Source organism: Paenibacillus sp. (assembly GCF_035645195.1).
GTDB lineage: Bacteria > Bacillota > Bacilli > Paenibacillales > YIM-B00363 > Paenibacillus_AE.
This window is the reverse complement of sequence record NZ_DASQNA010000013.1, coordinates 123,497-147,230: the sequence shown is the minus strand read 5'-3', so window position 1 is coordinate 147,230 and position 23,734 is coordinate 123,497. Positions and strand designations below refer to the sequence as shown.

The window sequence follows — 23,734 nt, the reverse complement described above, 5'->3', positions numbered from 1 at the left end:
GCTTTCTTTTTTTTGTTTACGATCGAATGGCGGGCACATGCTCCGGCACTCGGGAGACGGGCGACGTTTTCGAAGAGCGGGCGCCGCGCGCCGGCTTCGTTGGGGTCGTTCCGTTGTCCCTTGATACGCTGAGCAGGATGCCCATGCTCATCAGACTGACGAGCAGCGACGAACCGCCGGCCGATATGAACGGCAGCGTGATGCCGGTCATCGGAATCGTGCGGGTCACCCCGCCGATGTTGATGAACGCTTGGATGCCGAACATACCGATAATGCCGATGCCGACCAACGTCCCGAACGGATCGGAGCAGCGCAGCGAGACGATGATGCCTCGCCAAAGGAAAGCGACGTACAGCAGCAAGAACGCCGATACGCCGAGAAAGCCGAATTCCTCCCCGATGATTGCGAAGATGAAGTCGTTCTGCGCCTCCGGCAAGTAAAATAGCTTCTGCACGCTCTGACCGAAGCCCGCGCCCGTCAGCCCGCCGTGTCCGAACGCCATGTCCGCCTGCACGTGCTGCCAGCACCAGCCCTGGGGATCGTCCCACGGATTCAGATAGCATTCAAACCGTTTGGCCTTGTAGCCGGGTTCGTCGTCCCCGCCGCCGATCAGCTGACCGCCGAAGAAAAGCGCGCCGGCCACCGCCAGCGCGACGACCCCGAGCAGCAGGTGGCGCAAATTGGCGCCGCCCGCGACGATGACGATCGCGCTGCACGAAAGGAACACGACCGTCGTGCCGAAGTCGGGCTGCATCAGTATGAGGCCGCCGACGAAGCCGACGACGAGCGCGACGGGCAAGAGGCCGCTGCGAAATCTCTCGAATTTCTCTCCCTTGCGCGTAATAAGCGAAGCCAAATACAAAATGATCGACAGCTTCGCGAATTCCGCGGGCTGCAGCGAGAAAAAGCCGAGATCGATCCAGCTCTTAGGCTTGTTCCCGGCGTCTTGTCCGAGCACGAAGAGAAGCAGTCCCAATACGACGAAAAAGAAAGGGAGGTACCCTTTCTTCCACTTGAGATAGGGGATATTCATCAGCGTCAGCATCAGCACGAGGCCGAGTCCCGCCGCCGCGATTTGTTTCTTCGTGTAAAAGAGCGCGTCGCCATGCTGGTAGGCGGCTTCGGGCCCGCTGGCGCTGAACACCATGACGATGCCGAAGCCGACGAGCAGAATGGTCATGAACAGCAAGAAGAAGTCCGGCGTCCCTCTCCGCTCCATCATGAACGCCTACCGTTACGCAAGCAGCTGCTTCAGCGCGGCAAGCTTTTGCTTCGCGATTTTCATGACCGCGTCCGGCACCGGCGACTCGTAGTCGAGCCCGTGCGGGAACGACGCTTTGCCGATGTACACGTCCTCGACGGCCAATACGGCGGACGGGTTCTCCAGTTTGCCTTCGACGGCTCTCGCGTTGATCCGAAGGAAATATTCCTCGCGGTTCGGGTTATCTTCGATTTTCAAGTCGTACGTCGCCCGGTAATATTCCCATTGCCAACGCACGAATCCGAGCTTTTCGGACGATTCGTCCAAGTCGGCCAATTCCGCCTGCAGGCCTTTCAGGCCGCTGTCCTCGATGATCAACTTGCATTCCTCCTGTGGACCAGATCCGCGTTACACTCGCGGGAAGTGACAACCTCATGATATTATGAATAAACCATGGAACGCAACCTATTTGCGGGATGGAAAGTTACAAATCTGTTACTATATGTACATAGATACGTTATCGGAAACGCGGAAGGAGTCGGTCGAGTTGAACGGTACGCGCAAGGAAACGCTGGAGCGGGTGATCGAATGGAGGCGGCATTTGCACCGCTATCCCGAGCTGTCGTACGCGGAGAAAGAGACGTCCGCGTTCGTGGCCAGGCATCTCGAAGCGATGGGTTGGCGCGTGAGGACCGGCGTCGGCGGCCACGGCGTCGTGGCGGATTTGGACGGCGGCGGGGGAAGCGGCAAGCGCATCGCGCTTCGCGCGGACATGGACGCTCTGCCGATCCAGGACCAGAAGCGTGCGGAATACGCGTCCACGGTGCCAGGCGTCATGCACGCCTGCGGGCATGACGGGCATACGGCGGCGCTGCTGGGCGCGGCGGAAAGGCTCGCCGACGAACGCGCGGCGTGGTCGGGCTCGGTGCGGCTCTTGTTCCAGCCGGCCGAGGAAATGCCGCCCGGCGGCGCGCAGGCGATGATCGAAGACGGGGCGCTCGAGGGCGTCGACGAGATTTACGGCATTCACCTATGGTCGCAGTTCCCGGCATGCACGGTGCACACGGCGCCGGGTCCGCTCATGGCGGCGTCCGACGAGTTCACGCTGCGCATCGTCGGCAAAGGCGGGCACGGCGGGCTGCCGCACCAAGCGATCGACGCGGTGGCGATCGGCTCGCATTTCGTCGTCAACGTCCAGTCGATCGTGAGCCGAAACACGGACCCGATTTTGCCGAACGTCATCTCGATCGGCTCGTTCCACGCCGGCACGACGTTCAACGTCATCGCTTCGGAGTGCCGAATGGAAGGCACGGTTCGGACGATGACGCCGGAGAGCCGCACGCATGCGAGGGCGCGGCTCGAGCAGGTGCTGCAGGCGACGTGCGGCATGTTCGGCGCCGAATACGAGCTAGACTACCAGTTCGGCTACCCGCCGGTCGTCAACCACGCCGAACCGACGGAGCGGGTGCTGTCGCTCTCGCGGGAGCGGTTCGGCGACGCGAACGTGAACGTTTGCCAGCCGCTGATGGCCGGCGAGGATTTTGCGTATTACTTGGAACGAGTGCCGGGATGCTTCCTGTTCGTAGGCGCCGGCAACGACGAAGTCAAAGCGCCGCACCATCACCCGCTGTTCGACATCGACGAGCGCGCGCTCGAAACGAGCGTCGATTTGCTGTTCGATCTCGCGACGAAACGGTGAATGGATTCCCCTTCTCCGGGAACGCTAAGAAGGAGGAGGGATTGACGACATGAATGCAAACGGAAATGTGCGCACCGTGAAAGACATTATGCAAACCGACATCGTCACGGTGACGTTGCAGGATAACATTTACGAAATCGCGTTGAAGATGAAGCAGCACGATATCGGCTTTATCCCGGTCGTTCAAGGCAAGCAGCTGATCGGCGTCGTGACGGACCGCGACCTCGTCGTTCGCGGCTACGCGGAGAAGCATTCCGGCTCAACCGCGGTCAAGGAAGTCATGAGCGATCAAGAGGTCGTCTCCGTTCCCCCGACGACGTCGGTCGACGAAGCGGCGAAAATTATGGCGAAGAACCAAATCCGCCGCCTGCCGGTCGTCGAAGGCAACGAGCTCGTCGGCGTCGTCGCGATCGGCGACCTCGCGGTGCGCTCCACGCTCGAGGAGGAAGCGGGCGCGGCGCTCAGCGAAATTTCCGAGAAGCATAAGCATACGATCGGCACGAACTAACGGCCGAACCCGCTGCTCCGTTTTCCTTCGGGAAAACGGATTTTTTCGTAACGACAACTTTCGGGATGTTCATCCCGCGCGGAAGGAGGCCTCACGAGGGTGAAGGAAAAACCGTTGATCGTGCAAAACGATTTCACCGTTCTGCTGGAGTCGAGGCACCCGCTGGCGGAAGCGGCCCGCGAGAAGCTCGCCGCGTTCGCGGACCTGCGCAAAAGTCCGGACGGTCTACATACGTACCGCATTACGCCGCTGTCGCTGTGGAACGCGGCGTCGGCCGGGCTGACGGCGGACGATATCGTCGAAGCGCTGTCGGCGTATGCGAAATTCGGCGTGCCGGCCGGCGTCGTGCGCGATATTCGGACGTACGTCAACCGGTACGGGCTCGTCCGCATCGAGCGCGCGGGCAAGCAGCTGGTGCTGCGGTGCGAGGACGCCGACGTGCTGAAGCGAATCGCGGCCTACGACGCGCTGCGTTCGTTCTGGGAGCCGAGCCCGGCGGCCGAGAAAAACGCGATCGCCGTTCGGCTCATCGAGCGCGGCGCGGTGAAGCAGGAGCTGATGCGGCTCGGCTACCCGGTCGTCGACTTGGCCGGATATCAAGAGGGGGAGCCGGTGCCGATCGCCTTGCGGGCGACGCTTCGGGAATCGGGCAAACCGTTCGCGCTGCGCGATTACCAGGAAGAGGCGGTCGAGGCGTTCTACCGCGGCGGCGCCGCGTCCGGCGGCAGCGGCGTGCTCGTGCTGCCGTGCGGCGCGGGCAAGACGGTCATCGGCATCGGCGCGATGGCGCGGCTCGGCCGGGCGACGCTCATTCTGACGACGAACTCGACGTCGGTGAAGCAATGGCGCGCGGAGCTGCTCGACAAGACGACGCTCACCGAAGACGAGATCGGCGAATACGGCGCCGACCGCAAAGAGGTGCGGCAGGTGACGATCGCCACCTACCAAATGCTGACGCACCGGAAAACGAAGAGCGACGAATTTTCGCATATGAAGCTGTTCCGGGAGCGGCCTTGGGGGCTCGTCATTTACGACGAGGTGCATTTGCTGCCGGCTCCGGTGTTCCGGGCGACGGCGGACATTCAGGCGACGCGCCGGCTCGGCCTGACGGCGACGCTCGTGCGGGAGGACGGCCACGAAGAGGACGTGTTCTCGCTCGTCGGCCCGAAGCGGCTCGAGGTGCCGTGGAAGCGGCTCGAGCGGCAGGGGTGGATCGCCCGGGTCGAATGCGCGGAAATTCGGGTGCCGATGGCGCCGGAGACGATGGAGGCGTATCGAAAGAGCGGCTCGCGGGAGCAGCATCGCATCGCGGGCGAAAATCCGGACAAGCTGGCGGCGGCGAAGCGTCTGCTCGCGAGGCACCGAGGCGCGCCCGCGCTCATCATCGGGCAATATTTGGACCAGCTGAAGCGGCTGTCCCAGGAGCTCGGGGCGCCGCTCATTACGGGAGAGACGGCTTCCGCGGAGCGGGAGCGGCTGTACGCGGCGTTCCGAAACAAGGAGATCGAGGTGCTCATCGTCTCGAAGGTGGCGAATTTCGCGATCGACCTGCCGGACGCCGCCGTCGCCATTCAGGTGTCGGGCAGCTTCGGCTCGCGGCAGGAGGAGGCGCAGCGGCTCGGCCGCGTGCTGCGTCCGAAGTCGACCGATAATACGGCCTATTTTTACGCGCTTGTGTCGGCGGAGACGAAGGAGCTCGACTTCGCGCTGAAGCGGCAGCTGTTTTTGGTCGAGCAAGGGTACCGGTACCGGAGCGTCGAGTGGGAGCAGTTTCTCGAAGAAGAACGGCGGGCGGAAGCCGCGCCGACGGAAGGGGAGCAGGCGGGATGAACGAATTGACGAACGCGGAGCGCCGGACGCTGGAGTGGATCGTGCTCCGCTTCGCCGAGGAGCCGTTCGACGCGGGCGCGCTCGAGCGCGCGAGCCGGGGCCGGCTGACCGGATACGAGGCGGAGCTCGGCATCGAGCGGCTGCGCGGGCGCGGCATCGTCGAGACGCGGCGGAAGGCGTGGGGCGAGACGATCCATACGCTCGCGCCCGGTCTGCTCGCCGATTGGCAGGCCGTGTTCGCGCCGGGGCTGCGGGAGGCGGCCACGCCGGAGGAGGCGGTCGAGCCGTCGTACGAGCCGAAGGCGGGATTTGCGAAGCTGCTGCTGTTTTTCGTCGCGGAGGCGGCGACGAACGGGCTGACGCTGACGCAGAAGGGCACGTTCCACAAGAAGGACGTGCAGCGGCTGGCTTCGCGCATCGACGTCGCGAACGAGGATTTGGCGGGCCTTGCCGTCGATTATTTACACCGCGACAAGCTGGACAAGCCGCTTGCCGTGCTGTTCGACGCGGCGCTCCGGCTCGGCCTGCTGCGGCCCGGCCCCGGCGCGGTCGAACCGGCGCCGGAGCGCATCGCCGCTTGGCTCGCGCGGCCGAACGGCGCCATTCAAGAAGAGCTGACCGCGCTGTGGTGGGACGTATATACGCCTGCCGACGTATGGCTGCAGCACGCCGCGGCCGCGATTCGCGGTTTGCCCGCGGGGCGCTGGTTTTCGCTGCGGCGGCTCGCGGACGCGCTGCTCGCGGCCGGCGTGCCGACGAACGGCCGGACGGAGGAGGAGGCGCGCGAGGCGATAGCCGCGTATTGGGCGGGGCCGATGGCGGCGTTCGGCCTGCTCGAGCTCGGCGCGTGCGCGGACGGGCCGGCGGTGCGCCGTCCGGAGCCGCAGCGCGCGGACGAGGACGACGGCTGGTACGTGCAGCCGGATTTCGACGTCATCGTGCCGCCGACGGCGCCGTTCGCCGCGCGCTGGGAGCTCGAAGCGTGCGCGGAATATGCGGGCGGCGACACGGTCGACCGCTACCGGCTGACGAAGGCGAGCTGGGAGCGAGCGCTCGCGCGCGGCCGGGAGCCGGAGCGGCTGCTCGCCGCGCTGAAAGCGCATGCGCTCTACGGCGTGCCGGAGCCGGTCGAGACGGCGCTGCGGCAGTGGAGCGCCGCATACGGCGCGGTGACGCTGGAAGACGTCACGCTGCTGCGCTGCCGCGACGCGAAGGACGCGGCGTACATCCGCGGCGACGAGGAGCTGTCCGCCTGCCTCGTGGCGCAGCTCGGCGAGCTCGATTTCATCGTCGACCGCTCCAAGGCGAAGGCGCTCGCCGACCGGCTGCAGCGGCAAGGCTTTTCCCTCCGCCAAGCGGGGGAGCGGGCGCCGGCGGCGATGGAGCCGTCCGAGGACGCCGCGAAGCCGGAGGAGGCGGCGCGCCGGTCCGCGCCGTCCGGCATCGTCTACTCGCGGCGCAACGCGGCGTTGTTCCCGCTCGATCCGTCGCCCGAAGGGACGAAGCCGCTGCGGGACAAGCTCGCCGCCGTGCCGCAGGCGTGGCTGCGCTCGCTGCGCAAGTACCATGCGTCCACGACGAGGGAGCTGCTGGAAGCGGCGATCGACGTCCGGACGAAGGTGCGCCTCGTCGTCGACGGCCGCGAGGTCGACTTCGTGCCGAAGCGGGTCGCGCCGTCGGGCGCCGATTGGGTCGCGCAGGGCTACATCGACGGCGAAGAAGCGAGCGTGACGGCGGCGGCGTGCGGCGAGGCGCAGCTGCTGGTGCCCGAACAAGCCTAGTGCGCAACAACGATTCATGGTATGATAAGTACCGTGATCTTATAGCTTGAGGACGAGGTGAAAATCCATGAGTGTGAAGGAACGCGAGGCCTTGGATTTTGCCTTGCTGCTGGACAAAACGGGCGAACTCGCCGAAGCGCTGCTGCGCTCTCGGGAGATGGCCGATTATTTATATTGGAAGGGACGAATGGAGCAGGATTCGGACGTCCTGAAGTTTCGGATGAGGATGGCGAAGGCGAGAGAACGGTTCGAGGAATGCGAGCGGTTCGGGCATTACCATCCGAATTACCACGAGGCGCTCGACGCGGTCAAAGCGCTCGAGGCCGAGCTCGAAACGGTGGAGGCGGCGCGCGAATTCAAGCGCGCGGAGAAGGCGCTCGACGAGCTGCTGTACGACGTCTCCGTCACGATCGCGCACGCCGTGTCCGAGTCGGTGAAGGTGCCGGGCAACGACCCGCTGCCGAAGCACGGCGCGGGCTGCGGGTCGGGCGGCAGCTGCGGCTGCGGGGGCTGACTCGGGCCCAGACTCTGCCCCAAGACCAGACTCTGCCCCAAGACCAGACCTAGACCCTAACCGCAGCAGTCCCTTGGGGCTTTCGGATCGGCCGCGGGCCGGCACGTCTTCAAGCCGGCTCGAGCCGGAACGAAGGCACGGTTTCCCCGACGACCTCTCCGCTCCAATTGCGCACCGCCGGCTTATGGAATTCCGCCAGCTCGTCGGCGGCCGTATCATCGATCCAGCCGAGCTGGAGCAGCGCCTCCGTTACGGCGGGGTACAGGGCGCGCTGCGCGCCGTCCTCGATTTTGACGGCGAGCGCGAGCCCTTCCCCGACGAGTGCGGCGGCGAACACGCCCTCGGCGCCCATCTTCCCGACGACCCGGCCGCCGGAGGCGCGGATCAGCTGCGTATCGTAGCGGTCCGTGCCCGCGAGCATCTCCGGATGCGCTTGCACGGCCGCCACGACGCGGCGCGCCGCATCCATCGCGCTTCCGTCGCCGCGCGGCGTGCCGAGCCGGGCGTACGCGAGCGCGAGCGCCGACAGCGGCGCGCCGTACACCGGCACGCCGCAGCCGTCGACGCCGAGCGCGATCGACTCCGCCGGCACGCCGGCGAACGACGCGAACGAATCCAGCATCGCCCGCTGCGCGGGATGGTCCGGACGCTTGTAGTCGTCCGTCGACGCGCCGAGCTGCAAGGCGAGCGCCAGCATGCCGGCATGCTTGCCGGAGCAGTTGTTGTGCGCCGCCCGCGGCGCATCGCCCGCCGCTCGCAGCGCCGAGGCGGAAGGCTTATGATAGGGCGGATGCGCCCCGCACTGCAGATGCGCCTCGTCGAGGCCGAGCTTCGCGAGAATGCGGGCGACCGCCTCCACGTGGCGCGCTTCGCCGCTGTGCGACGCGCACAGCAGCGCGAGTTCGTCCGCGGCGAGGCCGAACCGATCCGCCGCGCCGGAGGCGACGACGGGCACCGCCTGCAGCGGTTTGGCCGCCGACCTTGCGAACGTCAAGTAATGCGGATCGCCCGCGGCGGACGCGACGCGGCCGTCCGCCGCGACGACGGCGATATGCCCCCGGTGCACGCACTCGGCGAGCGGGCCGCGGGTTAAGGTAACGAGCGGAATCGAAACTTTGGTCATTCATCATTCTCCTTAAGAAAGAGGGATCCCATGTTCGCAGAACGCACAGGCTTCATCGTCTGGCTGAGCGACGCCAAGCCGGGGCGGAATTTGGAAAAGTACGGGTCGCTCCATTACATCTCCCGCAAAATGAATTATGCGGTGCTGTACGTCAACAGCGACCGCGCGGAGGAGACGATGAAAAGTATACAACGGCTGCCCTACGTAAAGAAAGTAGAGCGCTCGTACCGCGGCGAAATACGCACGGAATATAATAGTAATATGCCGGACAAAACGCGCTTCTACTCTTACTAGACATATTTTTGACTTTTTTGCAATGCCCTCTTTGCATTCGGGGGCATTTTTTTGTGCGTTTCAAATTATCTGGAAATTCCCGTAAGATACTGTAATATAAAGATATAAACGTCGTTAACATTTGCGCGGCGGTTCATGGAATGGAGGGAATGACGGATGAAAGACAAAAAAATGGATCGATACAGCACCTACGAATCATTTTACGTGCAGCTCGCCGATAAAAAAGTCGCGGACATCATCGTCACCAACCATGCCAGATCGCGTTGGATGGACCGGGTCGAAACCGAGAAGACGGGGACCGACGATATTTGCGCATTTCTTTGGGAACACCTTAAGAACGGCACGGTCAAATCGTATTATCGGAACGAGCAGGACGTATACACCGTAGAAGACGACCTCGTGTTCGTCGCGGAATTTTCTCCTTCCGACAAACACCGCGATCTGATGGGAAACCCGCTGCACAAAATGATCGTCGTGACGTTTCTCGGGCGCATGTCCGAAACGATGGAGCTTCGCGACCTCCGGACATATTACTCGTGGCTGCGCCATTCGCGGCGAATGACGCTGATCAAAAACAGCCGGAAACGGCGTTAATCGTTTGCAAACGAGCGCGGCTTACCAACGCCGCGCTTTTTTCGTGTATAATGGAAATTGCATCTATTCGGCAAGGCACGGAGGAACGGTTACCCATGGCGCTCAGCTTCCATCAATTGCACATCTTTTACACAGTTTCGGAAAGGGGTAGTTTCTCCGCGGCGGCGCAGGCGCTGCATATGACGCAGCCGGCGGTAACGATGCAGATCCAGGCGCTCGAAGAATACTTCGGCACGAAGCTCTTTCATCGCTCGACCAAAAAAATCGAGCTGACGGAAGCGGGCAAGGTGCTCATGGTATATGCGAAACGGAGCATAGACTTAGTAAAGGAAACCGATTTGGCGATGTCCCGGTTTACGCACATGCTGCAAGGCCGGCTGCTGCTCGGGGCGAGCTTGACCGTCGGGGAATACATACTGCCGAGACTGCTGGGGCCGTTCAATCGGGAATACCCGAACATCGCCATTCAGATGAAGGTGATGAACACGGCGCAAATTTTAGAGGAAATGCTCAAACACCAGCTGACGTTCGGTCTGATCGAAGCGCAGGTCGCGCATCCCGACGTCCACACGGAGCCGGTGCTCAGCGACGAGCTGAAGCTGATCGTGCCGAGCGGCCACCCGCTCGCGGACAAAGCGCCCGTCGCGATGGAGGAGGTGCTCCAGTACCCGTTCATTTTGCGGGAGCAAGGCTCCGGCACGCGCCAGGTCATGGAAGAGGAACTGTCGCGCAAAGGTTTCAACGCCGCGGACATGAAAATCGTCATGGAGCTCGGCAGCACGGGCGCGGTCAAATCGGCGGTCGAGGCGGGCCTCGGCATTACGTTTTTGTCGCAAACGTCGGTGAAGCACGAGCTGGCGCTCGGCGTGCTGAAGCTCGTGCCGATCGAAGGCGTTCGCTTCGAACGGCAATTTTACGCCACTTATTTGAAAACGAACCTGCTGCCGATCTCCGCGGTGACGTTTCTTTCATTTTTGCGGGAAAAGGATTTGAGCCAATGGTTATGATCGGGCGAGGGTACGACCTGCATGCGCACACGACGGCGTCCGACGGTCTGCTCTCTCCGAGGGAGCTTGTCGCGTTGGCGCGCGAACGGGGGCTGCGAGGCGTGGCGGTGACGGACCACGATACGGTCGCGGGCGTCGAAGAGGCGGCGCGCGCCGGCCGGGAGCTGGGCGTCGACGTCGTCCCCGGCGTCGAAATCAGCACCCGCTGGGACGGGGAAGACGTGCACGTGCTGGGGCTGTGGATCGATCCGGGCGACGAGACGTTCGTTCGGCGGCTCGCGTCGAACCGCGACGTGCGCCGAGGCCGGAACGAGGCAATCTTCGAAAAGCTGCGCGGACTCGGCTTCGACGTGTCGCTCGCGGAAGCGGAAACGATCGCGGCGGAGCGGCGGGCGAACAAAGACGCGGCGGTCAGCCGGCCGCATATCGCGGAGCTGCTCGTCGCCAAAGGGTACGCGGCATCCGTCAGAGAGGCGTTCGACCGGTATTTGGCCGAGGGCGCGCTCGCGTACGCCGCCGTCGACCGGATCGCGCCCGAGGAGGCGGTCCGCTGGATTCGGGAAGCGGGAGGCGCCGCGGTGCTGGCGCATCCCGGCTTGTACCGCGGCGGCGCCGCCTTGATCGAACGGCTCGCCCCGGCGCTGCACGGCGTCGAAGCCGCGCACGCCGATCACGACGAAGCGCAGGAGCGCGAATTTCGGCGGCTCGCCGAACGGTTCGGCCTTGCGGCGACGGCCGGTTCCGATTTTCACGGATACCGGGACGGCGTACCGTTCCATGCGGCGCTAGGGGGCCGCGAGACGGAGGCCGGGGTCGTCGCCACATTACTAGAGCTACGAGAGAAGAGAGGGAAACGCGAATGATCCGCAAGGCAATCATTCCGGCGGCGGGGTTAGGCACCCGCTTTCTGCCGGCCACGAAGGCGCAGCCGAAAGAGATGCTGCCGATCGTCGACAAGCCCGCGATTCAATACATCGTGGAGGAAGCGATCGAGGCGGGCATCGAAGATATCATTATCGTTACCGGCCGGAACAAGCGGGCGATCGAGGATCACTTCGATAAATCGGTCGAGCTGGAGCTGATGCTCGAGGAGAAGGGCAAGGAAGAGATGCTGCGGCAGGTTCGCGACATATCGCAGATGGTCGACATTCATTATATTCGGCAGAAGGAGCCGCTCGGCCTCGGCCATGCGGTGCTTTGCGCGCGCACGTTCGTCGGCGACGAGCCGTTCGCCGTGCTGCTCGGCGACGACATCATCGAATCGGATCCGATGGCGCTGCGCGAAATGCTGCGCCTGCACGAGCAGCAGAAGACGTCGCTCTTGGCCGTGCAAGAAGTGCCGTGGGACGAAGTGGAGAAGTACGGCATCGTGTCGCCGGACGGCGTGGTGGAAGGCGAACCGTGCGCGGCCCGCATCGACGATTTGGTCGAAAAGCCGGAGCGCGGGCAGGCGCCGTCCAACTTGGCCGTTATCGGCCGATACGTGATCGAGCCTGACATCTTCGATATTTTGGAGCGGCAGACGCCGGGGCGCGGCGGCGAAATTCAGCTGACCGACGCGCTGCGCGAGCTGAACCGCCGCAAGCCGATGATCGCCTATACGGTGCAAGGAAAGCGCTACGACGTCGGCGACAAGTTCGGGTATATCGAAGCGACGATCGAATTCGCGCTGCGCCGCCCCGACCTTGCGGACGACGTGAAGGCGTATTTGATCGATCTCGTGAGCGGGTGGAAGGAGGCGTAAGCATGTTCGAAGGGATGCGGATCGGCGTGCTCGGCACCGGGTACGTCGGACTCGTCACCGGCGCGTGCCTCGCCGAAGTCGGCCATACGGTCGTCTGCGTCGATCGGGACGAGCGGAAGATCGAGTCGATTCGTTCCGGCGTCATGCCGATTTACGAAGAGGGGCTCGAGACAATCGTGAAACGCAACGTCGCGTCGGGACGGCTGTCGTTCGCGACGGAGACGGCGGCGGCCGTCGACGCGTCGGAAATCGTGTTCGTCGCCGTCGGCACCCCGTCGCTCGACAACGGGGACGTCGACATGTCGCAGGTGAAGACGGCGCTCCGCCATATCGCGGAGGCGGCGCGCGAGGACAAAATCGTCGTCATCAAGAGCACGGTGCCCGTCGGCACCGGCTCGATGGCGGAGACGCTGCTGCGATCGCTCGCGCGCAGCGGCGTCCGGTTCGACGTCGTCAGCAATCCGGAGTTTCTCCGCGAAGGGACGGCCGTCCACGATACGTTCCATATGGATCGAATCGTCATCGGCGCGGCGTCGGAGGCGGCCGGCGCGCGGGTGCGCGCGGCGCTCGCGCCGTTCGACGCGCCCGTGCTCATGACGAACCGGGAAAGCGCCGAGTTGATCAAATACGCGTCCAATTCGTTCCTCGCGACGAAAATTTCGTTCATCAACGAAATGGCGAACGTGTGCGAGAAGGTCGGCGCCGACATCGGCATGGTCGCGAAGGGCATGGGGATGGACAAGCGGATCGGCCCGGCGTTCCTGAACGCGGGCATCGGCTACGGCGGCTTCTGCCTGCCGAAGGATACGCGCGCGCAGCTGTTCATCGCCGAGAACGTCGACTACGACTTCAAAATCATGCGCGCCGTCATCGAGGTGAACCAGCTGCAGCGGCAGCGGTTCGTCCGCAAAGTGCGCGCGGCCTTCCAAGGCGATCTCGCGGATAAGACGCTGGCCGTCATGGGCCTTAGCTTCAAGCCGAATACGGACGATCTGCGGGACGCGCCGTCGCTCGACATCATCGCCATGCTGCGCCAGTACGGCGCGTCGGTGCGGGCGTACGATCCGATCTGCGGCCCGAAGGCGGCGGCGCTGCTGCCGGACGTCCCGATTACGGACGATCCGTACGAGGCGCTCGAGGGCGCGGACGCGATGCTCATCGTGACCGAATGGGCGCAGGTGAAGTCGCTCGATCTCGATCGGGCGAAAGAGGCGCTGCGCCGACCGTACGTGTTCGACGGCCGCAACGTGTTCGATCCCGAACAGATGCGAGCCCATGGCTTTTATTATTCCGCCGTCGGCAAATAAACGCCGATCGGCGGCAACCCCGCGTTTCGGCGACCGAATCGCAACCGCCGACGGGCTTCTCCCGCGGGCGGAAGCTGCGGGGCGTTGACTTCTCACTTCGGAGGAGCGTATGAACAAGCGGCTGTTTACAATCAAAGAAGTGTCCTTGCGCACGGGCTTGTCCACGCAGCTCCTTCGCAAATGGGAGGAGAGGTACGGCGTCGTCTCCCCTTCGCGTTTCCCGAACGGATACAGGGGCTATACGAAGGAGCATGTCGAAACGTTCCTCTGGCTGAAAAGCCGGGTCGACGCCGGCGTGCCGATCGGACTTGCCGTGCAGGACTTCCTGGCCGGGGGCATTCCGTCGCAGCAGCGGGAGCCGGAACCGGCCGCGGCGCCGGCCCGGCGGCCGGCGGCGATGACGGAGGCGGAGGAGTTCCGCCGCCGGCTCATCGCCGCGTGGCTCGAACTTGACGATGCGGCCGCCGCCCGGCTGTTCGACCGGCTGGCGGGGCTGCACCGGCTCGAGTTCGTCCTGACGCAGGTGCTGCTGCCGGCGCTCGCCGAGCTCGGGGACATGCGCCAGAGGGGCGAGACGTCGGATTATCACGAGCTGTACGGCATCCTCTTCGCGCGCGATCGGCTGCTGTCGACGCAGCAGCTGTTCGAGCCCGAGCCGGGAGCGCCGTGCGTCGTGACGACCGTCTCCTCGTACGACAGACACGAGCTCGAATCGCTGCTGTTCGGATGTTTCGCGATGCAAGCGGGGCTCCGGGTCGTGCGGCTCGGCCACGTGCCGTCCGAGAAGGCGCTGCTCGAGTGTCTGCGGCTGCAGCGGCCGAAAGCGCTTGTCCTCAGCTCGCCGACTCAGCAAGCGCACTTGGAATGGCTGCCGCTGCTAGCGGCGATCGACCGGGACATCGCTTCGCGGCATGCCGATACGCGCGCGTTCGTCATCGGCGGCTTCATCAAGGAGGACGCCGTCGTGCCGGGCACTCGCAACGTGTACATGTCGGCGGGGCAAGGGCGCGAGGTCGCGCTGAAAATCAAATCGATGATCATGGCATAATCGAACAAGGGCCGCTTCCCGGCTTCGCGCTGAAATCGACGCGAAGCGGGAGCGGCCCTTGCTTTATTAGAGACTTGCTTTAGAAATCAGAAAGGATACGCTTCGAGGGACGAGCTGCCTGATCTCGCAGTACCCGCTTCCCCGAATGTACATCGAACAAAGTTTTTGTTATTTCAGCGGCCGGAGCTTCCGAACCGCCTCCTCGTCCGGCGTGACGAAGAGCGTTTTTTGCTTGTCGTAGATGACGAAGCCCGGCTTCGCGCCGGACGGCTTTTTCACGTGGCGGACGAGCGTATAATCGACGGGCACGAGGCTGGACTGCTTCGCTTTGCTGAAATACGCAGCCAGATTGGCCGCCTCGGCGAGCGTCGCTTCCCCGAACGCGTCGGCGCGGATGACGACGTGCGAGCCCGGGATGTCCTTCGTGTGCAGCCACGTATCCGTCGGGCGGGCGAGGCGGTTCGTAATGTAGTCGTTCTGGGTGTTGTTGCGGCCGACGTAGATCGGCGCGCCCTCCGACGAAACGAACGCGTGCAGCTGCGGCTTGTCGTTCTTGCGCGCCTTGCGGCCCGGCTTCGTGCCGCGGCTCCGCAAATAGCCGCCCTCCACCAGCTCCTCGCGAATTTCCTCGATGTCCGAGAGCGTCGCCCCCTCAAGCTGCTGGAGCAGCGCATCCATATATTCGATTTCCGCTTCCGCTTCCTTCATCTGTTCCTCGACGATCGCGAGGCTGTTGCGCAGCTTTTGGTACTTGCGGAAATAGCGCTGCGCGTTTTCGGACGGCGTCAGCAGCGGGTCGAGCGGAATGGCGATCGTCCGCTGCTCCTCGTCGTAGTAATTTTCCACTTCGACGGAGGCGTCTCCCTTCGCGAACGTATGCATGTACGCGTTAAGCAGCTCCCCGTAAATGCGGTGCTTGTCCGCGTCCAGCGCTTCCTGCTTCGTTTCCCGCAGCTTCTCGAGCTTCTTTTCGTTTTTGTTCCGCTCGTTCGTCAGCAGCTTCGCAAGGTCCGACGTTTTTTGCTTGACGAGATCGCGCTCCGCCTTGTCGCCGTAGTACCGTTCGAGGCAGACGCTGACGTCGTCGAACGTTTCGCGTTTGGCCCCCGCCGGGTCGAGCGGCACGACGGAGAACGACGTTTTGCCGCTCGGCTCCGTCACGATGTTCGGCTCGTACTCGTGCCGGCGAATGCGGGCCATCGCAGCGGCGAACGCTTCGCCGGCGTCCGTGGCGCCCGCGACGATCGCCCGCGCGGCGAGCGGGCTGATGCCGGTATACGCGTCGACGAGCCGCCGGGCGGCGTCGAACGCGTCCGCGGCGCCCGCGAGCAGGGCGCGCGCTTCAATCGCCGTCGCTTCGAGCGGGTCGCGCTTCGCCTGCTCCGGCGGCGGCGCGTACGGCACGCCGGGCGCGACGATGCGGTGCGAGCTGATGGCCGGCGTGACGCGCTTCGCCGCTTCCAGCACCGTGCCGGATTCCGGATCCATCAGAATCAAATTGCTGTGCCGGCCCATCAGCTCGAGCACGATTCGCTTCACGCTCACGTCGCCGAGCTCGTCCCGCTGCCGGATATGCATGTGCACGATTCGCTCCATGCCGACTTGGCGAATCGATTCGATGACGCCGTTCTCGCAATGCTTGCGCAGCAGCATGCAAAACATCGGCGCCTCGAGCGGATTTTGGTACGACCGTTCCGTGAAATGAAATCGGGGGTACGTCGGATTCGACGACAGCAGCAGCTTGGACGTTTTGCCGGCGCCCCGAATCGTAAATAGAAAATCATGTTCGTTCGGCTGTTGAATTTTATGAACTCTTCCGCCGACGTACGGCTGCAGCTGATGCACAACCGCCCGTACGACGAGACCGTCGAATGCCATGGGCCATTTCTCCTCGATGCGGCAACTTGTTTTCCGCCGTATGGAATCGCGTTTTGCGCTCCAACAGTGATTATATGCGTTCCGCCCGCGCCGCGGCAAGGCGGCCGGGGACAAGTGGGATATTCTCGTCCCTCCGTGAATACATTGTTCCTAGTACAAGTTATTCGAACGAGGGAGGGAACACGGGGGTATGAACGAACCGACGTGGTACCAGATGGAGACGGAGGAACTGCTCGCCGCTCACGGCATCGATCCGGCGCGCGGGCTGACCGAGGACGAAGCGAACCGGCGCCGGGCGGAGTCGGGCCCCAACGAGCTGAGCGAGGGGACGAAGCTGTCGCCGCTGACGCTGTTTTTGAATCAATTCAAGGATTTCATGGTGCTGGTGCTGATGGGCGCGACGCTCATCTCGGGCCTGCTCGGCGAATATTTGGACGCGATCACGATCGTCGCCATCATCGTCATGAACGGTCTGCTCGGCTTCATCCAAGAATACCGCGCGGAGCGGTCGCTGCGCGCGCTGAAAGAATTGTCCGCGCCGACGGCCAAAGTGCTGCGGGACGGGACGTTCCGCGTCGTGGCGGCGAAGGACCTCGTGCCGGGCGACATCGTGGCGCTCGAGAGCGGCGACCGCGTCCCGGCGGACGTCCGCTTCCTCGAGGCGAACAGCGTCTACGCCGAGGAATCGGCGCTCACCGGCGAATCGGTGCCGGTCGCCAAAAGCGTCGGATCGATTCCGGAGGCGGACGTGGGAATCGGCGACCAGCGCAACATGGGCTTCCTCGGCACGATGATCACGATGGGCACCGCGCGCGCCGTCGTCGTCCGCACCGGCATGCGCACCGAGATGGGCAAGATCGCCGATCTCATCAACAGCACGGAAGAGGCGGAGACGCCGCTGCAGCGCCGCCTCGAGCAGTTCGGCAAAATTTTGATCGGCGTCGCGCTCGCCCTTACGGTGCTCGTCGTCGTCGCCGGCATCATGCACGGTCAACCGGCGTACGGCATGTTCCTCGCCGGGGTGTCGCTCGCCGTCGCCGCCATCCCCGAAGGGCTGCCGGCGATCGTGACGGTCGCGCTCGCGCTCGGCGTGCAGCGCATGATCAAGCGGAAGGCGATCGTCCGCAAGCTCCCGTCCGTCGAGACGCTCGGCTGCGCGTCGGTCATCTGCTCCGACAAGACGGGGACGCTGACGCAAAACAAGATGACGGTGACGCGGCTGTGGCTCGGCGGCCGGACGCTCGACGTCACCGGCGAAGGCTACGAGCCGGAAGGAGACATTCTCGACCGCGGCGGGAAAACGGGCGTGAAGGACGATCTCGCGCTGCGCCGGCTGCTGCAGATTGGCGTCTTGTGCAACGACGCGGAGCTCGTGCGGGAGACGCCGGAGCCGCAGGGCAAAAAGAAGCGGGGCAAAGATGCGCTCGAGCCGGTATGGACGATCAAAGGCGACCCGACCGAAGGGGCGCTCACCGTGCTCGGCGCGAAGGCGGGCCTCACTGCTTCGAATCTCGCGCCGCTGTACCGCCGCGTGGCCGAGTTCCCGTTCGACTCGGACCGCAAGCGCATGTCCGTCGTCGTGGAGCATCAAGGCGGCCGCCTGCTTTGCGCGAAGGGCGCGCCGGACCTGCTCATCGAACGATGCAGCTATGTGCTGTGGGACGGCAAGCTCGTGCCGTTCACCGGCACGCTGAAGCAGAAGGTGATGGAGGCGAACGAGGCGTTCGCCGGCGACGCGCTGCGCGTGCTCGGCCTCGCGTACCGGGATCTCAAAGCGGGCGAGACGGTGGAAAGCGCGGAGCAGGCGGAGCGGGGGCTCGTGTTCGCCGGCCTCGCGGGCATGATCGACCCGCCGCGCAAAGAGGTGCGCGAAGCGATTTTAAAATGCCGCCGCGCCGGCATCAAAACCGTTATGATTACGGGCGACCATTTGACGACGGCGGAGGCGATCGCGGTCCAGCTCGGCATGATTCCGAAGGGCGGCCGGACGGTGAGCGGAAGCCAGCTCGCGGCGATGAGCGACGAGCAGCTCGCCAAAGTCGTCGACGAAATTTACGTGTACGCCCGGGTGTCGCCGGAGCATAAGCTGCGCATCGTCAAGGCGCTCCAGGAAAGAGGCCACGTCGTCGCGATGACGGGCGACGGCGTCAACGACGCGCCGGCGATCAAGGCGGCCGACATCGGCATCGCGATGGGCATCACCGGCACCGACGTGTCCAAAGAGGCGTCTTCGCTGATCTTAAGCGACGACAACTTTGCGACGATCGTCGCCGCGATCGAAGAGGGGCGGGGCATTTACGAAAACATTCGCAAATTCATCCGCTACTTGCTCGCCTCGAACGTCGGGGAAATTCTCGTCATGTTCATCGCGATGATGCTCGGCATGCCGCTGCCGCTCGTGCCGATCATGATTTTGTGGGTCAACCTCGTCACCGACGGCCTGCCGGCGATGGCGCTCGGCATCGATCAGCCGGAGCGCGATTTGATGGAGCACGCGCCGCGCGGCAAGAAGGAGAACATTTTCGCAAGGCGTCTCGGATGGAAAATCATTTCCCGCGGCTTCTTGATCGGCGTCTGCACGCTTATCCCGTTCTGGCTCGTCCTGCAGCGGGGCGAGGGCGACGCGACGCTGACGCACGCGCAGACGGTGGCGTTCGCGACGCTCGTCATGGCGCAGCTCATTCACGTATTCGACTGCCGGAGCTCGCGCTCCATTTTCCACCGGAACCTGTTCGAAAACAAAGCGCTCGTGCTGGCGGTCGTCTCCTCGATCGCGCTGCTGCTCGGCGTGCTGTACATCGAGCCGCTGCAGCCGATTTTCAAAACGACGGCGCTCGGCCTCGCGGATTGGATCATGGTGCTCGGCTTCGCCGCGATTCCGACGCTGTTCTTCGGCATCGGCAGCCTGCTCTCCGCGCCGAAGAAAAAGCGGACGATCCGCTACGACGGCGGCGCCGGCGCCGCCGCTCGATAAAAAACGCATGCGAAGCGCCCCGTTTTGCGGTATGATAATGGCTAACCATTTCATGCCTCGAAGCGGGGCGTTTTTTTTCGGCGTTACGGAGGGCTGCGAAGATGAATGAATTCCAACCGCGCGAGACGGGCGCAAAGCCCGATTTGCGCATTCGCATAAGAGATCAGGCCATCGTCGGCGACGGCGCGATGGGCACGTATTTGTATCAGCTCGGCATTCCGATCGGCATAAGCTCCGAGGAGCTCAACTTGAGCCGTCCGGAGCTGATCCGCGACGTGCACCGCCGCTATTACGAAGCCGGGGCGCGGCTCATCGAGACGAACACGTTCGCGGCGAATCGGACGAAGCTGTCCCGTTACGGCCTCGAGCGCGAGGTCGGCGCGATCAACCGGGCCGCCGCCTGGGCGGCCCGCTCCAGCGTCGGCGCGGACGCGTACGTCGCCGGAGCGGTCGGCTCGGCGCGGGCGGAGCCGCGCGACGCCGCCGAGGCGCCGGACGCGATTCGCGCGTACGAGGAGCAGATGTCGGCGCTGCTCGAAGCCGGCGTCGACGCGCTGCTGCTCGAGACGTTCCACGACGCGGGCGACGCGGCGGACGCCGTGCGCGCGGCGCGCCGCCTCACGGACAAGGCCGTCATCTGCCAGCTCGCCATCGAGGCGGGGGGCGGCACGGCGGACGGACGGACGCTCGACGAAGCGTTCGCGCTGCTGTTAGATGCGGGCGCGGACATCGTCGGCCTCAACTGCGTCAGCGGGCCGTACGGCATTATCCGCGCGCTCGAGAAGCTCGGCGGCCGCGGCGAATATCCGCTGTCGATTTTCCCGAACGCGGGGCTGCCGGCGTACGTCGACGGCACGTTCTCGTACCCGGCGGGCCCCGACTATTTCGCGGAGAGCGCGCTGACGCTCGCCCGGCTCGGGGCGCGCATCGTCGGCGGCTGCTGCGGCACGACGCCGGAGCATATCGCCGCGGTGGCGAAGGCGCTCGACGCGTTCCGTCCCGAAGCGGCGGAAGCGGCGGAGCGGGAGCCCGCCGCGAGGCAACGCGTCGAAGCGCGCGAGGCGGCGCCGCCGGAGAGCCGGGAGCCGTCGATCGTCGACATCGTGAAGGAGCGCCATACGGTCATCGTCGAACTCGACCCGCCGCGCGACCTCATTATCGACAAATTCATGGAAGGCGCCAAAGCGCTGCACGAAGCGGGCGCCGACGCAATTACGATGGCGGACAATTCGCTCGCGATGACGCGCATGAGCAACAGCGCGCTCGCGTTCCTCGTTAAGGAGCGGATCGGCGCCCGGCCGCTCGTGCATATCGCCTGCCGGGACCGCAACTTAATCGGCACGCAGTCGCATCTGATGGGGCTGCACGCGACCGGCATCGACCATGTGCTCGCGATCACGGGCGATCCGGCCCGTTTCGGCGATTTGCCGGGGGCGAGCTCGGTGTACGACGTCACGAGCTTCCAGATCATCCGCATGATCAAGCAGATGAACGAAGGCCTGGCGTTCTCGGGCAAGCCGTTCAAGGAGAAGGCGAGCTTTCTCGTCGGCACGGCGCTCAATCCGAACGTCAAGCATTTGCATAAGGCGGTCGAGCGGCTCGAGAAGAAAATCGAAGCCGGCGCCGACTACGCGATGACGCAGCCGGTATACGATCCGGAGCTCATCGTGAAGCTGCATGAGGCGACGAAGCATTTGCCGATTCCGATTTTCGTCGGCATCATGCCGTTCACGAGCGGCCGCAACGCCGAATATTTGCACAACGAGGTGCCCGGCATCACGCTGTCCGACGACGTGCGCCGCCGCATGGCGGGGCTCGAGGGCGAAGCGGGACGCAGGGTGTCGCTCGACATCTCGAAAGAGCTGCTCGACGTCGCCATGGAGCGATTCAACGGCATTTATCTCATCACCCCGTTCATGGCGTACGAGATGACGGTGGAGCTGACCCGTTACGTCCGGGAGCGGGCGCAGGCCCGTTTTCCACTTGTACCCACTAGGGAAATGAAGTAATATAGAGAAACGGAGCGTGCGAGGCTGTGCTGCGAAGCATGACCGGATACGGACGCGATTCCAGAAGCGTTGGACCACTGACGTTTACGGTCGAGATGAAATCCGTAAACCATCGATATGCGGAAGTCGTATGCCGGCTTCCGCGGGAATGGAACCACTTGGAGGACAGGCTCCGCAAGCTCGCGGCATCACGCATCGGCCGCGGGCGCGTCGACGTGACCGTCGCGGTCGATCGGACCGGGGAGACGCCCCGGCAGGCGGAAGTCGATTGGGCGCTCGCGGCGGCGTACGCGGACGCGGCGAACCGGCTCAAGGAGCGGTTCGCCCTCGCGGAGAGCGGCCTCACGGCGTGGGAGCTGCTGAAGGCGCCCGGCGTATTTTCCGTCCGCGAGGACGAACTGCCGGACAGCGCGGACGACGAGCTGCTCGCCTGCGCGGCGGGCGCGTTGGAGCGGCTCGCCGCCATGCGCGAGGCCGAAGGACGGTTCCTCGAAGCGGACGCGCGGGCGAAGCTCGCGGCCGTCGAGGAGCGCGTCGAGCGCATCCGCGAGCTCGCGCCGAACGTCGCCGCCGAAGTACGGGAGCGTCTGCGCGAGCGGATCGAGCAGCTCACCGGCGGGAACGCGCCGGTCGACGAGGCGCGGCTCGCCGCGGAGGTCGCGTATTTCGCGGAGCGGAGCGCGATCGACGAGGAGCTGACGCGCCTTGCGAGCCACGCGAAGCAGTTCGCCGCGCTGCTCGACGCGAACGAGCCTGTCGGCAGGAAGCTGGACTTCCTCCTGCAAGAGATGAACCGGGAAGCGAATACGATCGGTTCGAAAGCGAACCACGCGGGCGTGTCCGCCCTGGTCGTCGAAGTGAAAGCCGAACTCGAAAAGCTGCGGGAACAAACGCAAAACATCGAGTGATTCGCACTACTTTTTTTAGGAAAACCGCGATATAGATAAAATCGACTCTTTTCGCCCGGCGGCGGTGCCGTATGGGGGACAGCGGCGCGGGTTACAATGCCTACTAAGAGGCGCTAGGGGGAAACCAGCATGGCTATCAAACTCATCAACATCGGATTCGGCAACATCGTATCCGCGAATCGGATCATCTCTATCGTGAGTCCCGAATCGGCGCCGATCAAGCGCATCATCCAAGAGGCGCGGGACCGGCATATGCTGATCGACGCGACGTACGGCCGCAGAACGCGGGCCGTCATCATCACGGACAGCGATCACGTTATCTTGTCCGCGGTGCAGCCCGAAACCGTCGCGCACCGGCTCTCCAACAAAGACGAGGATCACGACGAGTGACGGCCATGACGATACCTACTGTCCAAACCACCCTAACCAAAGTCGAGGAACGGTTCATGACCAAAGGTTTGCTGCTCGTGTTGTCCGGCCCGTCCGGCGTAGGCAAGGGAACGCTGTGCAACCTGCTGCGGAAGATGTCTCCCGAGCTCGTATATTCGGTCTCGGCCACGACGCGGAAACCGCGGGAGGGCGAGATCGACGGCGTCAACTATTTTTTCAAAACGCATGAAGAGTTCCGTTCGATGATCGAAGCCGGCGAACTGCTCGAATGGGCGGAATACGTCGGCAACTATTACGGAACGCCGAAGTCGTTCGTGCAGCAGACGATCGACAACGGCAAAGACATCATTCTCGAAATCGACGTGCAGGGCGCGATGCAGGTGAAAGAGCGGTTTCCGGACGCGATCTTCATCTTCGTGCTGCCGCCGTCGCTCGAGGAGCTGCGCAACCGCATCGTCGGACGCGGTACCGAAACCGAAAGCTCGATTCGGTCCCGCATGGCCGCGGCGGCGGATGAACTGAAATTGATGGAGCACTACGATTACGCCGTCGTGAACGACGTGCTCGAGACGGCGTGCAACCGCGTGCAATGCATTATCGCGGCGGAGCACTGCAAGCGGGAACGGGTGTTTCCGGCGATCCAAAATTGGCTGAACGAGGTGTAGGAGAAGGATGTTATATCCATCGATCGACAAGCTGGTCGAAAAGGCCGGCAGCAAATATTTGCTCGTCGTCGCGGCGTCGAAGCGCGCGAGAGCGCTGCGCGAAGGTGCGAAGTCCGATTTGCGCAACCCGCGGGCCCACAAGCAGGTAGGCGTCGCGCTGGAGGAAATTCACGGCGACCTGATCACGTACGAAAAAACGACCAAAGAAGCGGAAGCTTCTTCCCCTCAACAACCCTAGTGGTTGTTATTTTTTTCGCAAG

Annotated in this window: 22 protein-coding genes; 18 read left to right on the top strand and 4 right to left on the bottom strand. The window is 64.1% G+C overall.

All coding sequences use genetic code 11. The features are described 5' to 3' along the window. Positions 1 to 16: 16 nt before the first annotated feature. Together ftsW and VE009_RS06180 are read right to left on the bottom strand one after the other, a co-directional pair. Entirely contained in the window at positions 17 to 1,222 is a 1,206-nt protein-coding gene (gene ftsW / locus VE009_RS06185) for a putative lipid II flippase FtsW (protein WP_325006521.1), read from the bottom strand. A gap of 12 nt (positions 1,223 to 1,234) precedes the next feature. Next, complete coding sequence (locus VE009_RS06180; RefSeq protein WP_325006520.1) at positions 1,235 to 1,579, bottom strand: YugN family protein; 345 nt, start codon at positions 1,577 to 1,579, stop codon at positions 1,235 to 1,237. 169 nt (positions 1,580 to 1,748) lie between these two features. Between VE009_RS06180 and VE009_RS06175 the strand changes: the two genes are divergently transcribed. From VE009_RS06175 to VE009_RS06155, 5 genes are all read left to right on the top strand, one after another. After that, the gene (locus tag VE009_RS06175; RefSeq protein WP_325006519.1) at positions 1,749 to 2,900 is read left to right on the top strand and encodes an amidohydrolase; all 1,152 of its coding nucleotides are present in this window, start codon (positions 1,749 to 1,751) and stop codon (positions 2,898 to 2,900) included. A 49-nt stretch (positions 2,901 to 2,949) separates the two neighbouring features. Next, entirely contained in the window at positions 2,950 to 3,408 is a 459-nt protein-coding gene (locus tag VE009_RS06170; RefSeq protein ID WP_325006518.1) for a CBS domain-containing protein, read from the top strand. A gap of 99 nt (positions 3,409 to 3,507) precedes the next feature. Then, positions 3,508 to 5,238 carry a DNA repair helicase XPB gene (locus VE009_RS06165; protein ID WP_325006517.1) on the top strand — a complete coding sequence of 577 codons (1,731 nt, stop codon included), beginning with the start codon at positions 3,508 to 3,510 and terminating at the stop codon, positions 5,236 to 5,238. Next, positions 5,235 to 7,019, top strand: a complete 1,785-nt coding sequence (locus VE009_RS06160) for a helicase-associated domain-containing protein (protein ID WP_325006516.1) — start codon at positions 5,235 to 5,237, stop codon at positions 7,017 to 7,019. Before VE009_RS06165 ends, VE009_RS06160 begins: the two co-directional genes overlap by 4 nt. 67 nt (positions 7,020 to 7,086) lie before the next feature. Continuing rightward, positions 7,087 to 7,533, top strand: coding sequence for a YlbF family regulator (locus VE009_RS06155; protein ID WP_325006515.1), 447 nt, complete (start codon positions 7,087 to 7,089; stop codon positions 7,531 to 7,533). A gap of 109 nt (positions 7,534 to 7,642) precedes the next feature. Here VE009_RS06155 and VE009_RS06150 read toward each other — a convergent pair whose 3' ends face one another. Then, entirely contained in the window at positions 7,643 to 8,656 is a 1,014-nt protein-coding gene (locus tag VE009_RS06150; protein ID WP_325006514.1) for an asparaginase, read from the bottom strand. Between the two features lie 30 nt (positions 8,657 to 8,686). Here VE009_RS06150 and VE009_RS06145 point away from each other — a divergent pair, with 30 nt between their 5' ends. From VE009_RS06145 to VE009_RS06115, 7 genes are all read left to right on the top strand, one after another. Next, positions 8,687 to 8,950, top strand: coding sequence for a YlbG family protein (locus VE009_RS06145; protein ID WP_325006513.1), 264 nt, complete (start codon positions 8,687 to 8,689; stop codon positions 8,948 to 8,950). A 156-nt stretch (positions 8,951 to 9,106) separates the two neighbouring features. Beyond that, positions 9,107 to 9,544, top strand: coding sequence for a hypothetical protein (locus VE009_RS06140; protein ID WP_325006512.1), 438 nt, complete (start codon positions 9,107 to 9,109; stop codon positions 9,542 to 9,544). A gap of 95 nt (positions 9,545 to 9,639) precedes the next feature. After that, positions 9,640 to 10,551: a selenium metabolism-associated LysR family transcriptional regulator gene (locus VE009_RS06135; protein ID WP_325006511.1), complete on the top strand. Its 912-nt coding sequence runs from the start codon at positions 9,640 to 9,642 to the stop codon at positions 10,549 to 10,551. Then, positions 10,542 to 11,414, top strand: a complete 873-nt coding sequence (locus VE009_RS06130; protein ID WP_325006510.1) for a PHP domain-containing protein — start codon at positions 10,542 to 10,544, stop codon at positions 11,412 to 11,414. The genes VE009_RS06135 and VE009_RS06130 overlap by 10 nt, the downstream gene beginning before the upstream one ends. Continuing rightward, a complete protein-coding gene (gene galU, locus VE009_RS06125; protein WP_325006509.1) occupies positions 11,411 to 12,295 on the top strand; it encodes a UTP--glucose-1-phosphate uridylyltransferase GalU in 885 nt (294 codons plus the stop codon). The genes VE009_RS06130 and galU overlap by 4 nt, the downstream gene beginning before the upstream one ends. Positions 12,296 to 12,297: 2 nt before the next feature. After that, complete coding sequence (locus VE009_RS06120; RefSeq protein WP_325006508.1) at positions 12,298 to 13,602, top strand: UDP-glucose/GDP-mannose dehydrogenase family protein; 1,305 nt, start codon at positions 12,298 to 12,300, stop codon at positions 13,600 to 13,602. 109 nt (positions 13,603 to 13,711) lie between these two features. Then, positions 13,712 to 14,650, top strand: a complete 939-nt coding sequence (locus VE009_RS06115) for a MerR family transcriptional regulator (RefSeq protein WP_325006507.1) — start codon at positions 13,712 to 13,714, stop codon at positions 14,648 to 14,650. A gap of 168 nt (positions 14,651 to 14,818) precedes the next feature. Here VE009_RS06115 and VE009_RS06110 read toward each other — a convergent pair whose 3' ends face one another. Further along, positions 14,819 to 16,528 (bottom strand): Rqc2 family fibronectin-binding protein, encoded by a 1,710-nt coding sequence (locus VE009_RS06110; protein WP_325006506.1) that lies wholly within the window; start codon positions 16,526 to 16,528, stop codon positions 14,819 to 14,821. Between the two features lie 190 nt (positions 16,529 to 16,718). Between VE009_RS06110 and VE009_RS06105 the strand changes: the two genes are divergently transcribed. The 6 genes from VE009_RS06105 (at position 16,719) to rpoZ (ending at position 23,712) form a co-directional block, all read left to right on the top strand. Beyond that, positions 16,719 to 19,502 carry a calcium-translocating P-type ATPase, SERCA-type gene (locus VE009_RS06105; protein WP_325006505.1) on the top strand — a complete coding sequence of 928 codons (2,784 nt, stop codon included), beginning with the start codon at positions 16,719 to 16,721 and terminating at the stop codon, positions 19,500 to 19,502. Between the two features lie 101 nt (positions 19,503 to 19,603). Then, entirely contained in the window at positions 19,604 to 21,511 is a 1,908-nt protein-coding gene (locus tag VE009_RS06100) for a bifunctional homocysteine S-methyltransferase/methylenetetrahydrofolate reductase (RefSeq protein ID WP_325006504.1), read from the top strand. A 26-nt stretch (positions 21,512 to 21,537) separates the two neighbouring features. Next, positions 21,538 to 22,419, top strand: a complete 882-nt coding sequence (locus VE009_RS06095) for a YicC/YloC family endoribonuclease (protein ID WP_325006503.1) — start codon at positions 21,538 to 21,540, stop codon at positions 22,417 to 22,419. Between the two features lie 129 nt (positions 22,420 to 22,548). Beyond that, complete coding sequence (remA, locus tag VE009_RS06090) at positions 22,549 to 22,809, top strand: extracellular matrix/biofilm regulator RemA (RefSeq protein WP_199617827.1); 261 nt, start codon at positions 22,549 to 22,551, stop codon at positions 22,807 to 22,809. 56 nt (positions 22,810 to 22,865) lie between these two features. Beyond that, positions 22,866 to 23,474, top strand: a complete 609-nt coding sequence (gene gmk / locus VE009_RS06085) for a guanylate kinase (protein ID WP_325006502.1) — start codon at positions 22,866 to 22,868, stop codon at positions 23,472 to 23,474. A gap of 7 nt (positions 23,475 to 23,481) precedes the next feature. Continuing rightward, a complete protein-coding gene (rpoZ, locus tag VE009_RS06080; RefSeq protein ID WP_325006501.1) occupies positions 23,482 to 23,712 on the top strand; it encodes a DNA-directed RNA polymerase subunit omega in 231 nt (76 codons plus the stop codon). Positions 23,713 to 23,734: the final 22 nt, after the last annotated feature.